The organism is Streptomyces sp. NPDC091287, assembly GCF_044768525.1.
Classification (GTDB): domain Bacteria; phylum Actinomycetota; class Actinomycetes; order Streptomycetales; family Streptomycetaceae; genus Streptomyces.
On record NZ_JBIVUV010000012.1, the window covers coordinates 162652 to 176192 of the forward strand.

Here is a 13541-nt window from a genome sequence, read left to right on the forward strand (position 1 = left end):
TACGACAGGGCGCCGGGACGCACGGGACGGGCTCAGCCGTGGTGCGCCCGGGCCCGGCGGCGGTGGTCGCAGAGCGCGGCCGCGTACACATCGGCGGTCGCCGAGGCGGCCGTGTCCCAGCCGAAGGACTGGGCGTGCGCCGCGGCGGCCGCCCCCATCCGCTCGACCAGCTCCGGCGCGTCCGCGAACCGCCCGAGCGCGCGGGCGTACGCCTCCGGCTCGTGCCCCTGCACCAGGAAGCCGCCGACCCCGTCGCGCACCGCCACCGGCAGCCCGCCCACGGCCGCCGCGACCACGGGGGTGCCGGTCGCCTGCGCCTCGATGGCGACCAGTCCGAAGGACTCGCTGTACGACGGCATGACCAGCACCGACGCGGCGCGGAACCAGTCGGCGAGCTGGTCCTGGCCCACCGGCGGATGGAACCGTACGACGTCGGCGATGCCGAGGCGGGCGGCCAGCTTCTGGAGCCCCTCGGGCTTGGCGAGTCCGCTGCCGCTGGGGCCGCCGACCACCGGCACGACGATGCGGGACCGCAGGGACGGGTCCCGGTCCAGGAGCACCGCCACGGCGCGCAGCAGCACGTCCGGGGCCTTCAGCGGCTGGATGCGGCCCGCGAAGAGCGGGATCAGCGCGTCCTGCGGCAGCCCGAGCCGGGCCCGCGCGGCGGCGCGGCCGTCGGCGGGGCGGAAGCGGTCCAGGTTGACGCCGGGGTGCACGACGGCGACCGCGGCCGGGTCCGCGTCGTAGAAGCGGACGAGCTCGTCGGCCTCCTCGGCGGTGTTGGCGATCAGCCGGTCGGAGGCGTTCACGATCTGGGTCTCGCCGATGACCCGGGCGGCCGGCTCGGGGGTGTCCCCCTCGGCGAGCGCGGCGTTCTTGACCTTGGCCATGGTGTGCATGGCGTGCACGAGCGGGACGCCCCAGCGCTGGGCGGCGAGCCAGCCGACCTGGCCGGAGAGCCAGTAGTGGGAGTGCACGAGGTCGTAGTAGCCGGGGCGCTGACCGGCCCAGGCCTGCATCACGCCGTGCGTGAAGGCGCAGAGCTGGGCGGGCAGCTCCTCCTTGGCGAGGCCCTCGTACGGACCGGCGTCGACGTGCCGGACCAGAACGCCGGGCGCCAGCTCGACCGCGGGGGCCAGCGAGCCGGTGGTGGCCCGGGTGAATATCTCGACCTCGATGTTGATCGCGGCGAGGCGCTTGGCCAGTTCGACGATGTAGACGTTCATCCCGCCCGCGTCGCCCGTGCCGGGCTGGTGGAGCGGGGACGTGTGCACGGAGAGCATCGCGATGCGACGGGGCTTGCGGGAGGCCCCGGAGAAGCCTCCGGGAAACCTGAGGCGCGCGGCCGTGCGGGTGGAGCCGAGCCGGGAGACGTACTGGCTCACCTCGTCGGTCCTCCTCGATCGGGGCATGCTGACCGGAGGGCACGGGGGTCCTCCGAAGGGCGAGAACAGTGGAATCCCGCCTTTCATTTCCACTTTGCCAAATCATTACGCGGCCGGGCGGCGCGTCGCACGGCGACGGCGGGGCGTCCGGGCAGCCACCGTGCCCCGCCCCGTCGCATACGCTCGACCCATGCGCCAGCGCCCCATCGGCACCGCCACCCGCGGGACCACCAACCCGAACCGGCTGCGCCGCATGGACCGCTGGATCGCCGACGCACACGGCCCCGCCCTGCGCCGCGCCGGGACGCCGGTCGCCGTCGACCTCGGTTACGGGGCGGCCCCCTGGACCGCGGTCGAGCTGCTGGACCGGCTGCGCACCGCCGAGCCGCGCACCGTGGTGGCGGGCATCGAGATCGACCCGGAGCGGGTCGCCGCCGCGCAGCCGTACGCCCGCGAGGGCCTCACCTTCGTGCACGGCGGCTTCGAGGTCCCGCTGGGCGTCCGGCCGCTGCTCATCCGGGCGGCGAACGTGCTGCGCCAGTACGACGAGGACCAGGTCGCCGAGGTCTGGGGGCGGCTGTGCTCCCGCCTCGCCCCGGACGGACTCCTGGTGGAGGGGACCTGCGACGAGATCGGGCGCCGGCACGTCTGGGTGGCGCTGGGGCCCGAGGGGCCGCGCACGGTCACCTTCGCGACCCGGCTCGGCTCGCTGGAGCGCCCCTCGGACCTCGCGGAGCGCCTGCCGAAGGCACTGATCCACCGCAACGTGCCGGGGGAGCCGGTCCACGCGTTCCTGCGGGACTTCGACCGGGCCTGGGCGACGGCCTCCCCGTACGCCTCGCTCGGCGCGCGGCAGCGCTGGATCGCGGCGGTGCGGGCGGTGTCGGCCGACTGGCCGGTGACGGAAGGGGTACGGCGGTGGCGGCAGGGCGAGATCACCGTGCCGTGGGACGCGCTGCGGCCCAACAGTCACTGAGGCCTTGCCCGGAAGGGCAGAAATCCTCCGTTCCGGGAACGCCCCAGGGGCACCGTTCGTCCCAGTGGAGGGAGATGGCGCAGGTCGCAGCGGAGCGCGCGCCGGGCGGGCCGGGGGGAATCATGACGAAGTAGCCCTGTGGGGGCGGTATGTGACGCGTCAGGTACCGTCGGCCCCTGTTGCTTTACGGGACGCCATGGCACGATCGCGACGTCGCCGAGAAGTTACTGACGGTAAGTCAGATGTACGTTGTCGCCTCGTCCGGAGGCGGGCCCGGAGTAACAACCCGGAGGGGGAGCTCGTGAACCGACGCCACTGCGCCACTGCCGCCATCACGCTGGTCTGTGCGCTGGCCCTGCTGACGTCCACGGGCCAGGCCATGGCCGCCCCGGTCCCGGAGCCCTCGCCCTCCCCGTCCGCCTCCGCCGACTCGCCGCCCCGCTACTCCAACGCGGACCTCGAAAAGGTCCGCGAGCAGATCGACACGCTGTACCGGAAGGCGGGCGCGGCGACGGACGCGTACAACCTCGCCGAGGAGCAGACGAAGAAGCAGTCCGGCGAGATCGTGAAGCTGGCCAAGGCGATCGTCGACGGCCAGGCGCGCATCGCCGCCCTGAAGGACCGGGCCGGGGCCCAGGCCCGCGAGCAGTACCGCAACGGCGGCCTGCCGCCCGGCGCGCAGCTGGCCCTGAGCAACGACCCGAAGCTGTTCCTGGACGGGCTCAACAAGGTCCGCCAGAGCCAGCAGGCGTCCAAGTCGCTCCTGACGGATCTGACCCAGACGCAGCAGGACCTGGAGACGTACACCCAGGACGCCAGCACCAACTGGGAAAAGCTGGAGACGACCCGGGTCAAGCAGGCCAAGGCCAAGAAGAAGATCAACGCCCAGATCAAGGCGGCGGAGAAGCTCGAATCGCAGCTGGAGGAGAAGGAGCGCGACCGGCTCCGCCAACTGGAGCGGGACGCCGCGGACCAGGCACAGACCGCCTGGCTCTCCTCCGGCGCCGTCAAGGACGTCAGCGGCGAGGCGAGCGCGGGCGGAGCGGCCGCGGTGGCCTTCGCGACGGCGCAGATAGGCAAGCCGTACGTCTGGGGAGCCGAGGGCCCCGGTTCGTACGACTGCTCGGGGCTGACCTCGCAGGCGTGGCTGGCGGCGAAGCGCACGATCCCGCGCACCTCGCAGGAGCAGTGGCGGCTGCTGCCGCGTATCGACATCCAGGACATGCGCCCCGGCGACCTGATCATCTACCACGCCGACGCCAGCCACGTCGGGATGTACGTCGGCGACGGCGCGATCGTCCACGCCCCGCGCCCCGGCCGCAACGTCACGCTGGCGGGCGCCGGCTCGATGAAGATCCTCGGCGTGGTCCGCCCGGACAAGTAGGACCGACCGGACAGGGGGCACGGCCCTCCCGAGGCCGTGAGCGGGGCCACGTGAGCGGGGCCACGCCGCCGCTCGTTGGCGCGTGATGTTTGTCATGCGCGCTTCTCCGCCGTTCTGGCCGCCCATCGCGCCGGATCCGTGTCGGGACGCGGCTTATGGCGGCGCGTCCGGCACGGGCCGGTCCCGGTGCGCCATTCCGTTCCCCCACCGCGGACCGCTATCGTCCCCGACTGGCGGATCGTCGATCGTCGACCCGCCGCGCCCTCGGGGGGAGGGAAGGAAACTCGAACCGATGCCCGTACCCGTACCGCAGCAGCGCTCCGTTCCCGCTGCGGAGACCTCGCACGGCGACCTCACCCTGCTGGTGATCGAGGACGACCCGGCGGGCACCACCATCACCGTCCCCGAACTCTCGGCAGCGGCCGGGACCCGGGTCCGTGTCCGTACCGCCCGCAACCTCACCGAGGCCGCGCGGCTGCTCACCGACGACGTCGACTGCATCCTGCTGGACCTGGCACTGCCCCTCACGGGCGGCGGGTCCGGCCCCGGCACGCCCACCACGGACGCCGGGACGGCAGGCACCGGCACATCCGGCGGATCGCTGCCCGAGCCCGTCTCCGCGCGGGCCGACGAGCTGGCGGCCCTCACCCACGTACTCCGCATCGCGCCGCTGCACGCGGTCCTCGCGCTGACCGCGCAGGACGACACGGAGCTGGCGGCCGAGGCGGTCCGGGTCGGGGCGCAGGACTACCTCTTCCGGGGCGAGCTGGACGCGCGCGTCCTGAGCCGCGCCATCCGGTACGCCGTGGAGCGCAAGCGCGCCGACATCGCCCAGCACCAGCTGACCGAGTCCCGGCTGCGCGCCCAGGAGAACGCCCGCCTGGAACGCGGCCTGCTCCCCACCCCGCTGCTGGACGGCTCCGGCCTGAGCTTCGCCGCCCGCTACCGCCCGGGCCGCAGCCGCGCCCTCCTCGGCGGCGACTTCTACGACGTCGTCCGCACCCCGGACGGCACGGTGCACGCGATGATCGGCGACGTCTGCGGACACGGCCCGGACGAGGCGGCGCTCGGCGTCGAGCTGCGGATCGCCTGGCGGGCGCTGACCCTGGCCGGGCTGTGCGGGGACGAGCTGCTCTCCACGCTCCAGCAGGTGCTGGAGCACGAGCGGCAGAGCGAGGAGATCTTCGCGACGCTCTGCACCGTGGACATCGCACCCGACGGGCGACGGGCCGGACTCTGCCTGGCCGGCCATCCCGCACCGCTGCTCGCCCGCCACGGCCTGCCCGCCCGGCTGCTCCCTTACGAGGACGGCGGCCCGGCCCTGGGACTGCTGCCGCGGGCCCGCTGGCCGCGCCGTCAGGTCGAGCTGGGCGGCGCCTGGAGCCTGATGATGTACACGGACGGGCTCATCGAGGGGCGCGCGGGGAATGGCGGCAGCGAGCGGCTCGGCCAGGACGGCATGGTCGCGATGGTCAACAGCCGGCTGGAACAGGGGCTGGCGGGCGAGGAGCTGCTGGAGGCGGCGGTCGCCGAAGTGCGGGAGCTGAACGGCGGCGAGCTGACCGACGACGTGGCGGTCCTGCTGCTGGGCCGCGATCCGGAGCGGATACGACGATGGGGCGGCAGCGCACCGCGCTCCCACCCCGCGTCCGTCGACCGGCAGCCGTCCCCGCCCGTCGCGAGGGCGGCGAGGGCTCAGCGCCCGCCGTTGTAGGGACCGTACGGACCGTCGCTGCTGGAGCCGCCGCTGCGGCCACCGCCGCCGCCCGAGACGGCCTTGAGCGCGGGACGCACGTCGACCATGAACACGATCGACGCGACCACACCCGCGAGCTGAAGGAAGAGCATCGGGATCAGCAGGTTCACGGCGACGGCGACACCGAGGATCACCATCCAGAAGGATTTCTTCTTCTTGTCGGCGGCACGGTAGGCGTCCTCACGGGCGGTCGCCGCGAAGACGAACGCGACCACGGCCAGCACCAGCATCGCCAGATAGAGCAGCTGGAGGAGCGAGCCGAACGCTGAGAGCAACATGGTGTGTACCGCCTAGTGAGTGGATGAGCGCCCTGCGGCCGGAAAGGCCAAGGTACCGGGACAACGAGCCGGCCACCCGTAAAGGTGCCCGCCCCGCGCCCCGGTCACGCGTACCGCTTTCCGCGTACCGGAAGGACCCGTCTGGGTCACTCGCCGGCGGGCGGCGGCGTCTTCCTGGCCGCGGGCTTACGCGGCGCGGGCGTCTTCTTGGCGGGTGCGGCCTTGGCCTCGGCGGACTTCACCGGGGCGGCGGGCTTGGTCGCGGCGGGCGCGGAAGGCTTCGCGGCGGGCGCGGCCTTCGTCGCGGTCGGCTTCGCGGCGGGCGCGGCCTTGGTCACGGAGGGCTTCGCGGCGGGCGCGGCCTTGGTCACGGAGGGCTTCGCGGCGGGCGCGGCCTTGGTCACGGAGGGCTTCGCGGCGGGCGCGGCCTTCGGCTTGGGTTCGGCCTCGACGACGGCGGCGATCTCGACGATCTCCTCGGCCGTCTCCCCGCGCCAGGTCCGTACGGTCTGCTCGCCGTGCTCGGCGACCTTCTCGTACGCCTCCCGGGCCTTGATCGCGTACTCGGCGGCCACGCCCACACTGCGGAGCGCCAGGTCCTGAGCGCTCTCGCCCAGCTTCTTCAGGTCGGCGGCGTCGAGCGAACCGAACACCTCGGTGACCTTCGCCTGCACGGTGGCCTGGGCCTCCTTGGCCTGCGTGGTCACCTTCTCCTGCACGGCCTTGGGGTCGGTGTTGCGCACGGCGTCGATCCGCTCGGGCGCCTCGGCCCGCAGCTGCTCGATCAGCGCCGGAACCTTGCGCGCCTGCTGCACGGCCAGGTCGGCCGTGCCGGCGGCGAAGTAGAGGGGGGTGGGGTCGGTGAGGGTCTTGCGCAGGTCATCGGTGATGGCCATGACTGTGGTCCTCCCGGATCATCAGAACCAGCTGTTCAGCTGTGAGGGTCTTGGTCTTCGGTGGTGTCCGCACCGGCGCCGTCGCCGTTACGGGGCCCGGCATCGCCGCCCGCGGGGGCGTCGGCGTCCGCTTTCCCGTCCGCATCGGGCCCGGGGACGAATCCGTTCTCGCGGCGGAAGGAGTCGTAGATCTGCAGCAGCACGTTCTTCTGCCGCTCGTTGATCGACGGATCGGCCAGAATGACCGCGCGCGTCTCCAGCTCCTCCCGCTCCCGCTCGTCGAGGATCCCCGCACGTACGTACAGGGTCTCGGCCGAGATCCGCAGAGCCTTGGCGACCTGCTGGAGCACGTCCGCGCTGGGCTTGCGCAGACCGCGCTCGATCTGGCTGAGATACGGGTTCGACACCCCGGTCGCATCGGCGAGCTGCCGCAGCGAGAGCTGCGCTGCACGGCGCTGCTCCCGCAGGTACTCACCGAGATTGCCGACGTTGAGTGATGCCATGACCCGATAGTGCAACACCCTTGCTAACTTTTGCAAGCACATGCTTGCAAAAGTGTCGCGCGCCACTGGGCTCGACCCGTTGTGACTCGCAGCGATAGCAGTCACTTCGCAGGGGTATCTGTCACCCGCCGCTCGTAGCCGACCCGCGGCTGCGGCCGAGCAGAATGATTGCCATCCGAGCAAGACACCTGCGACCAAGGGACGCCCCGCATCGGCCAAGCGGCCACACCCTGTCGTAAGCCTGCGCAACGGCCGCGCAACCCAGCGTCCCGCCAGCATGCGGCAAATCTGCCCGCCCGGAATCCCCAATTCCTATCCCTTGACGGCCGCCTATCCGCAACCTTCCCGGCGCGGCCCCCACGTCGACCAACCGTCCATACCCCTCGACCGATCCCATGTTGCAAGAATTCCCTACAGGGGCGGGCCCCCTCAGCCTAGAATATCTGCATGCCTTCGGATCACGCCCTTCCCTGCCCGGCCGTTGATTCCCATCGACGACTCATGGATTGCCATGCACAATGGCACCACATGCATGAGTCGTATTTCGACCCTGACATGTTCAGGCTCCACCTGAATTCACTGCTGCAGAATTTGAGGAATGTAACCTTCTTGCTCCAGAAGCAGAAGGCGAAACTCATTGGCTATGATGTCTGGTATCCACAATTCCAGCAAGAAGCTAAGCAGAACCAGATCGCAAGATGGTCAGTCGACTCCCGGAATCGAGTCACAAAGGAATCGGACCTCGACCTACTTAGCACTTGCCAAGTCACTTGGGCCTTGAACTGGGTCAACCGAGTCGAGAATGCGGAGACTTTTCCACCACATATGCCGACCCGCGAAATTATCGACGAACTAAGGCGGCGCCGAATTGCCCCTGCCGGACTTGTCACCGTGCGGCGGCGCTGGGTCGACAAGGAACTCCCCGATTGGGAGCTCCTTGATGCCACGGCGGAAGCGTACTCTCGGCTTGCTCGACTCTTGTGGACGGTCCACTCGGCGGCCGGAGTACATGAGTGCGACATTGAAGACCGATCGATCGAATGCGTCACGTCAGCACTCAGCGATAACCCCAGCCGCCTTTCCTGCATGCACCTTGCCTCATCTGATCTTCAAGGGCACTTTTCCCTGACCGACAACAGGGTAATTGAATCGATATTCGAATCAGTTGAAATTGACCTGGAACGGGGCCGAGCCTCAGCTGAGAGAATTGGCGGCATCGACCTTCCGGCTTTTGATCCAATTTCAAACGTTCCCGGATTCATGGAGACTGCCCGAAAGGTCATGAACAAGGACGGCTATCACGACACCCTCTGCTTCCTCTATCGAGGAAACGAGTTGACTGCAATGCGAAAGCTACAGTTCAACAACCAGCAAGAGAAAATGCTCTCTTTTGAGCATGTTGCTGAACTCGTCGAATCTACAAGGTCCGATGGCGTTTTGGTCATTGGCGAAATGTGGATTGCCGTTCAGACCGAGAAGGAGAAAGAGTTGGGGACAGTGTTTTTCCCGGCGCGAGATCGACTCGACCGAATGGAAGCTCTTTCTGTATACGCAGTCACAAGGGATGGACGTCAGGCAGAACAGCTCTGCATGGTCGAACGCGGGCCAAATGGAGAAGCGCGGTGCGAAGAACCAGATCCTGTCGAGTTTGGTGCTTTGACCAACACTATTCTTCCGATTAAGAGGAGATGGGAGGACATGGAAAGGCGTGGCCTCTAGAAACTCCTGCGAGCTGTGCCGCGAGGTGACTTCAGCGAAGGGTTGGCGTCCAACCACACGGTCGACATACACCGAACCCAACTATCGAGGCGGTGACAACCAAGAGAAAATCCCCAGGTGGTGGCTCACGTAGCTCACCCAGTCACAGCGGCGCAGGACGCCACTCACGATCGCGTTCCCCCGGGTAGTGGCGGATTTCCTTGACCGTTACCGGGGCCCTGCGGGTGAGGAGGGACCTCAGCGGCGGAGAGTTCTTCGGAGAGTTGCGCATCCTGTCGCCCTCGGCCTTCACAGGTCCCTGAACCTTCTGCAGATGTGCATGGATTGGAGCGAGTATTTCCAAGGCTCGTAGGTCAGTGCCTTTCAAGATCTGGTGGGCAATGCCGGTCGCTGCCACGTAGGCCCGGGAGTCGGGGGCGGGGCCAGTGAGCACGTGGAGGTAGTGGAACTTGCCTCTGACCGCGTGCAGGCGGCCCCTAAGGTCTTCCCTCAGCTGAGCGTCGCGCTCAAGGATTCGGGCGTGCTCGTCGCTGAGGGCGAGGTCTCGGGCTGCTGGCCAGGTCAGGGTGATGAGGCCGGCGACGGTGTGCAAGTCGATGAAGTACTGACTGGTGTCGATCATCCAACCAACACTTCCCACTTCTCGTGGGCCGTCGGGCCCCAAGGCATTAAGCAGTTCTCCCTGGAGCGCGAGGGCTGTTTCGAGGAAGGCTTCGCTGCAGGGGGGTGGAGGGCTTTGGTTATGGTGGGCGCCGCAGACCGGGGCATTGAGGCGGCCCGGGCGGCCTTCGATGACGGTGCGGCATTGGTTGGGGTGGAGATCTTCGTCCTTGATTCGGGGGATGAGGGAGACGCCCTGGGCCTCCAGACCGGGATGTCCACATTCGAAGCAGTTATGGCGGAGCAGGCAGCGGTGGGTGGTGCAGGCGAAGACCGGCGGGAGCCGCCAGAAGCGTTTCCAGCTGCCTCCGTGCGCACGTTCGACATCGGAGTCACCGGTCAGGCAACGGGGGCAGAACCGTGACCAGCGCCGGAACACGCCGCGGTTGCTGTGGAGAATCCGTTTCGGCGACCGGCGCATCAGAGTTGTGTCGAGCGGGCCGTAGCGGGAGCCGAACGGGGCGAGGAAGAAGTGGGGGACTTCGTCAGGATGCAGTCGGGTGGTGCGGGCGAACTCGGCTGCTTGTTCTGGTGTTTGCAGGTACTGCTGACTGAGGGGGATCTGCTCGATCAGCGCCGTCCGGTGGGCGCTCAACCCGGTGCGACTGACGATCGTGCCGGGGCTGACGTTATTGTGGTGGGCCAGACGTAGAAGGAAGCCGACGAGGCTTTCGTCCGGGAGCGGGGCCAAGCTGCGGGGCAGCGGGCGGAGCTGAGGCATGCGTACCGTCACTTTCCCGCGGCCTTGTTGTCGAAGACGCTGTTGCGGGGTTTCTGGCGGCGCTTCGGAGTGGGCTTGGCAGGGACGGCGGGAATTTCGCCGGCCTGCGGGTCGCGGTCGAGGAGGTTGCCGAGGTTGATGGTGATCTCGTCGAGGAGCGGGATATGTAGTGCCTCCTGGCCGGTTTCCATGGCGCGAGTACAGCCGTCCTGAACGAGTCGCCGAAGCAGACCGACGATGCCTCCGGTGCGGCGGAAGAGGTATTCGGGCATGTCGCCATCAGTGAGCATGCCTTCCCGGGCACCGAGAAGTCGGAGTTGTTCCTCGGTGCCGGCCAGGTGCTCGATCCAGGCGTTGATCTGCTGAGGAGTGTCATAGGCGAACGGGTCGAGATCAACCAGGTCGAAGCGGCGTTCGGTTTGAGTCGCGGCCTGGTCGCTGCGGCCTCGCCGCGCACTGGGCAGGCTCCACTGGCCAGTGCGGGGGTCGGGCCGCCCTTCGCGCAGGAGGCCCGAGCCGGGGATGTCGACGCCGATGAGGATGACGGTGGCGTTGAAGGACATCAGGTCGCGGATGAGGTCGAGCGTGTCCTGGTCGTCCTCGCGGTGCATCTTCAACCGGGTGATGTCGTCCAGGATCAGCACGGTGGTGTTGTGGTCGTGCAGGGAGGCTCGGACGCTGCGGATCAGGCCGCGGAGGGTCTTTGCGTAGGGGGCGCCGTAGAAGTCAAGGATCGCCTCGCAGAGCCCTTTCGGGGTGGCCTTGACCGGTGTCTGGCAGTAGGCGACGGGGACGAACAGGTCTCGGGTTCCCTCGATCGCGTTGGGGTTGAGCTGCTGGTGGAGGTCGCGCCAGAAGTCTTCGAAGGCCGCTGCGGCCTCGCATGCCGTCTCGGTCTTGCCCTGGTAGCCGCCCCCGCTGATCATCAGGCCGTCACGAGTGCCAGGAGTGAAGTTCAGTGCATTGTTCTGGATGCGGGATCTCATCAGCGTGGTGACCCGGCGGCTCATCGGGGTCTCCTGCAGCCCGAGGTTGACGTGCGAGGCGGTGCGGTGCAGATCGTGCAAGGCCCGGCGGCGAGCCGGCAAAGCCCTGTACTGGTCCGGGCTCAGCCGGGGAGCCGGGATGAACGCGCTGCGGGTCGTGCGCCAGCGCTGCCATCCCTCGACGCTGAGCCGGTCCGGTGGCGGTCCGGCCCTCAGGAACGAGACGATGCTCGCCTCACCGTCACCGCCCGTGGCACGGTCGTCCATACGGCGGTGCCGGCGCTCGGCATCCAGGCCGGAGACGGCTTGCTCGACGCGCTGCAACATGGGGGGCACGGGTGAGACGGGGACCGGGGCAGCTGCCCGGTCCTCGGCGGCGGCCCGAGCCTGGGTCTCGTCCCGGGCGTGGTTGATGCGTTCGGAGCGGGTGGTGGCCGTCTTCCAACTGCTGACCGGGGCCCGGGCGGCGAGGATCTCCAGCAGCAGGGGCAGCAGTTCGGCATCCGTGCGGGGCCGCATGTCTGCCTCGCGTGCGGCGGCCAGTAGCTCGGAGACCCGTCGGTCACCGAACGCGGGGACCGTGCCGACCGGGGGCAGTCCGGTCCAGCGCAGTTCGTGCCAGTCGTGGGTGAGGGGGTCCTGGAAGAACACGGTACGGCGGTCGCGCGGTTCACGGTGGACACACCAGCGGCCCTTAAACCTCCCGCCCCGGGCCGAACGCTCGTTCAGGTAGGGCTCAAGTGCGTCGCCGTAATACCAAAGGCCCCTGATCTTCACTCCCCGCTCCCGCAGCACGGAGATTGGGTGGGACGGCAGCAACTCGTAGTAGAGGTCCGGCTGCGGCAGCCGGAGCCCCAGACCGGTCTGCTCGAAGGATGCCGCGAACAGGGTGTTGGGGCTGTGGCTACCGCCGACGTCCCAGGCCGGGGCGTACTCGCCCAGGTGCCTCCGCTGCCAGATCCCCACGATCCATGTGGCGACAAGGTGTTCCATTTCTTCCAGCGTCAGAACCTCCTCGTCCTCCGGGGCGGCCCCGCGGTCGGCGGCGTCAACGCCGGTGTAGCCGGGCAGGTGCTCGAACAGCATCGTCCTGATCGCACCGAAGGCCCGCTCGACGGCGTGCTTGTCCGGAGGCCGCAGGGCCCGGGCCGGAAGGATGTTGCAGCCCAACTTCCGCTCGACCTCCACCAGGTGGTGGTTGCGGTAGACCGACCCGTGGTCGGTGGTGACTGTCTCCGGGCTGAAGAACGGCAGCCCGGCCACCGGATGGCCGGCGAACTCGGCCACCAGCGCGGACGGCAGCCCCGGATACGGCCACTCCATCTCCGGTCCCCACTCCGGCCGCATCGGCAGTGGCAGCATGACGTCACGCAGCATCATCGCCGCATCCACCGCGGTGTCCGACACCAGAGTGAGCCGGAAAGCGCAAAGCGAATGGGTGAACACATCCAGCGCGAGGGTCAGGTGGGCCCTGACAGGCTCGCCGAAGACACCTTCGCGGACCATCGCCGGCAGCACCGTGGTGTCCAGCGCGACCACCTGCCCGGGACGGTCGACCAGCACATGCCCGGACCGTACCGGCAGATCAGCCGCCCCCTGGTTGCGCGGCCGTGACCCGCTGGGGCCAAACCACTCGTGCCAGACCTGCCGCAGCGTGTTGTATGACGGGACGTGCAGGTCGGGCCCGTAGGTCTCGCGTACGTACTGATGGATCAGGCGGGTGCGGGTGGCCATCCCAACCCGGGACCGACCCTGCAGTTCGGCGTGGACCGCGAAGATCGCCTCCCGGATCTCCGGGCCGATGCTCGGGCGGCGCCCACCCGGCCGCAGCCACCGGTCATCGGCGCATCCGATCAGCCCGGACCTCTCACGGCCACGCTCCCAGCGGATCAGCGTGCGGTAACCAACCCGGTCCAGTCCCAGCAGCCGGGCCTCCTGCCGGTCCATCGCCGCCAGCTCGGCGACCTTGGCCCACCGTCGCTCGGTCAGCGTGGTGATGGCCGGGTCGTAACACGGCCTCGGTTCTCCCGGCCTGGGATCCTCGGGATTCCCGCTACGGAACCCAGTGCCCACCTCCAGCAGATGGGCCATTCGTAGCCGGACCAACTCCAGCTTCCCCGGCGGAAGATCGGCCACGGAGGCGGGCTGCCGCCCGCGGTCCGGGCCGAAGGCCGCTGTGCGTGAGGACGGCCGACAAGTCGGATGGTTGACGAGGAACCGGAAGGTCAGCTGCTGGCGGGCTCCCGCCGGATCGCGTACCACGACCCGCCCCAGATG

General features: G+C 69.0%; 10 protein-coding genes. 4 read left to right on the forward strand and 6 right to left on the reverse strand.

Annotation, left to right across the window (positions count from 1 at the left end):
• Positions 1–32 precede the first annotated feature (32 nt).
• Positions 33–1385, reverse strand: a complete 1353-nt coding sequence (gene mshA, locus ACIQRW_RS21650; protein ID WP_403762684.1) for a D-inositol-3-phosphate glycosyltransferase — start codon at positions 1383–1385, stop codon at positions 33–35.
• Between the two features lie 190 nt (positions 1386–1575).
• Here mshA and ACIQRW_RS21655 point away from each other — a divergent pair, with 190 nt between their 5' ends.
• The 3 genes from ACIQRW_RS21655 to ACIQRW_RS21665 all read left to right on the forward strand — a co-directional run bounded on the left by ACIQRW_RS21655 (position 1576) and on the right by ACIQRW_RS21665 (position 5459).
• Entirely contained in the window at positions 1576–2361 is a 786-nt protein-coding gene (locus ACIQRW_RS21655) for a class I SAM-dependent methyltransferase (protein WP_403762687.1), read from the forward strand.
• Between the two features lie 301 nt (positions 2362–2662).
• Entirely contained in the window at positions 2663–3745 is a 1083-nt protein-coding gene (locus ACIQRW_RS21660) for an NlpC/P60 family protein (protein ID WP_403762690.1), read from the forward strand.
• Positions 3746–4037: 292 nt separating this feature from the next.
• A complete protein-coding gene (locus ACIQRW_RS21665; protein ID WP_403762693.1) occupies positions 4038–5459 on the forward strand; it encodes a PP2C family protein-serine/threonine phosphatase in 1422 nt (473 codons plus the stop codon).
• On the opposite strand, the gene ACIQRW_RS21670 is transcribed toward ACIQRW_RS21665, so the two are convergent.
• The 3 genes from ACIQRW_RS21670 to ACIQRW_RS21680 all read right to left on the reverse strand — a co-directional run bounded on the left by ACIQRW_RS21670 (position 5441) and on the right by ACIQRW_RS21680 (position 7178).
• Positions 5441–5779 carry a DUF2516 family protein gene (locus ACIQRW_RS21670; protein WP_403762696.1) on the reverse strand — a complete coding sequence of 113 codons (339 nt, stop codon included), beginning with the start codon at positions 5777–5779 and terminating at the stop codon, positions 5441–5443. The two genes, ACIQRW_RS21665 and ACIQRW_RS21670, sit on opposite strands and share 19 nt — an antisense overlap.
• 146 nt (positions 5780–5925) lie before the next feature.
• On the reverse strand, positions 5926–6675 hold the full coding sequence (locus tag ACIQRW_RS21675; protein ID WP_403762699.1) for a hypothetical protein: 750 nt from the start codon (positions 6673–6675) through the stop codon (positions 5926–5928).
• A 35-nt stretch (positions 6676–6710) separates the two neighbouring features.
• Positions 6711–7178, reverse strand: a complete 468-nt coding sequence (locus tag ACIQRW_RS21680; protein WP_403762702.1) for a helix-turn-helix domain-containing protein — start codon at positions 7176–7178, stop codon at positions 6711–6713.
• A gap of 447 nt (positions 7179–7625) precedes the next feature.
• On the opposite strand from ACIQRW_RS21680, the gene ACIQRW_RS21685 reads away from it, so the two are divergent.
• Positions 7626–8897, forward strand: coding sequence for a hypothetical protein (locus ACIQRW_RS21685; RefSeq protein WP_403762705.1), 1272 nt, complete (start codon positions 7626–7628; stop codon positions 8895–8897).
• Between the two features lie 142 nt (positions 8898–9039).
• Here ACIQRW_RS21685 and ACIQRW_RS21690 read toward each other — a convergent pair whose 3' ends face one another.
• Both ACIQRW_RS21690 and ACIQRW_RS21695 read right to left on the reverse strand, forming a co-directional pair.
• Positions 9040–10278, reverse strand: a complete 1239-nt coding sequence (locus tag ACIQRW_RS21690) for a TniQ family protein (protein ID WP_403762707.1) — start codon at positions 10276–10278, stop codon at positions 9040–9042.
• Between the two features lie 8 nt (positions 10279–10286).
• Complete coding sequence (locus ACIQRW_RS21695; protein ID WP_403762710.1) at positions 10287–13400, reverse strand: AAA family ATPase; 3114 nt, start codon at positions 13398–13400, stop codon at positions 10287–10289.
• Positions 13401–13541 lie beyond the last annotated feature (141 nt).

What these genes read in the sequence shown, in the direction of transcription:
- ACIQRW_RS21675 (WP_403762699.1), bottom strand. Translation starts at nt 6,675, where the DNA reads ATGGCCATCACCGATGACCTGCGCAAGACCCTCACCGACCCCACCCCC.
- ACIQRW_RS21670 (WP_403762696.1), bottom strand. Translation starts at nt 5,779, where the DNA reads ATGTTGCTCTCAGCGTTCGGCTCGCTCCTCCAGCTGCTCTATCTGGCG.
- ACIQRW_RS21655 (WP_403762687.1), top strand. Translation starts at nt 1,576, where the DNA reads ATGCGCCAGCGCCCCATCGGCACCGCCACCCGCGGGACCACCAACCCG.
- ACIQRW_RS21685 (WP_403762705.1), top strand. Translation starts at nt 7,626, where the DNA reads ATGCCTTCGGATCACGCCCTTCCCTGCCCGGCCGTTGATTCCCATCGA.
- ACIQRW_RS21690 (WP_403762707.1), bottom strand. Translation starts at nt 10,278, where the DNA reads ATGCCTCAGCTCCGCCCGCTGCCCCGCAGCTTGGCCCCGCTCCCGGAC.
- ACIQRW_RS21665 (WP_403762693.1), top strand. Translation starts at nt 4,038, where the DNA reads ATGCCCGTACCCGTACCGCAGCAGCGCTCCGTTCCCGCTGCGGAGACC.
- ACIQRW_RS21680 (WP_403762702.1), bottom strand. Translation starts at nt 7,178, where the DNA reads ATGGCATCACTCAACGTCGGCAATCTCGGTGAGTACCTGCGGGAGCAG.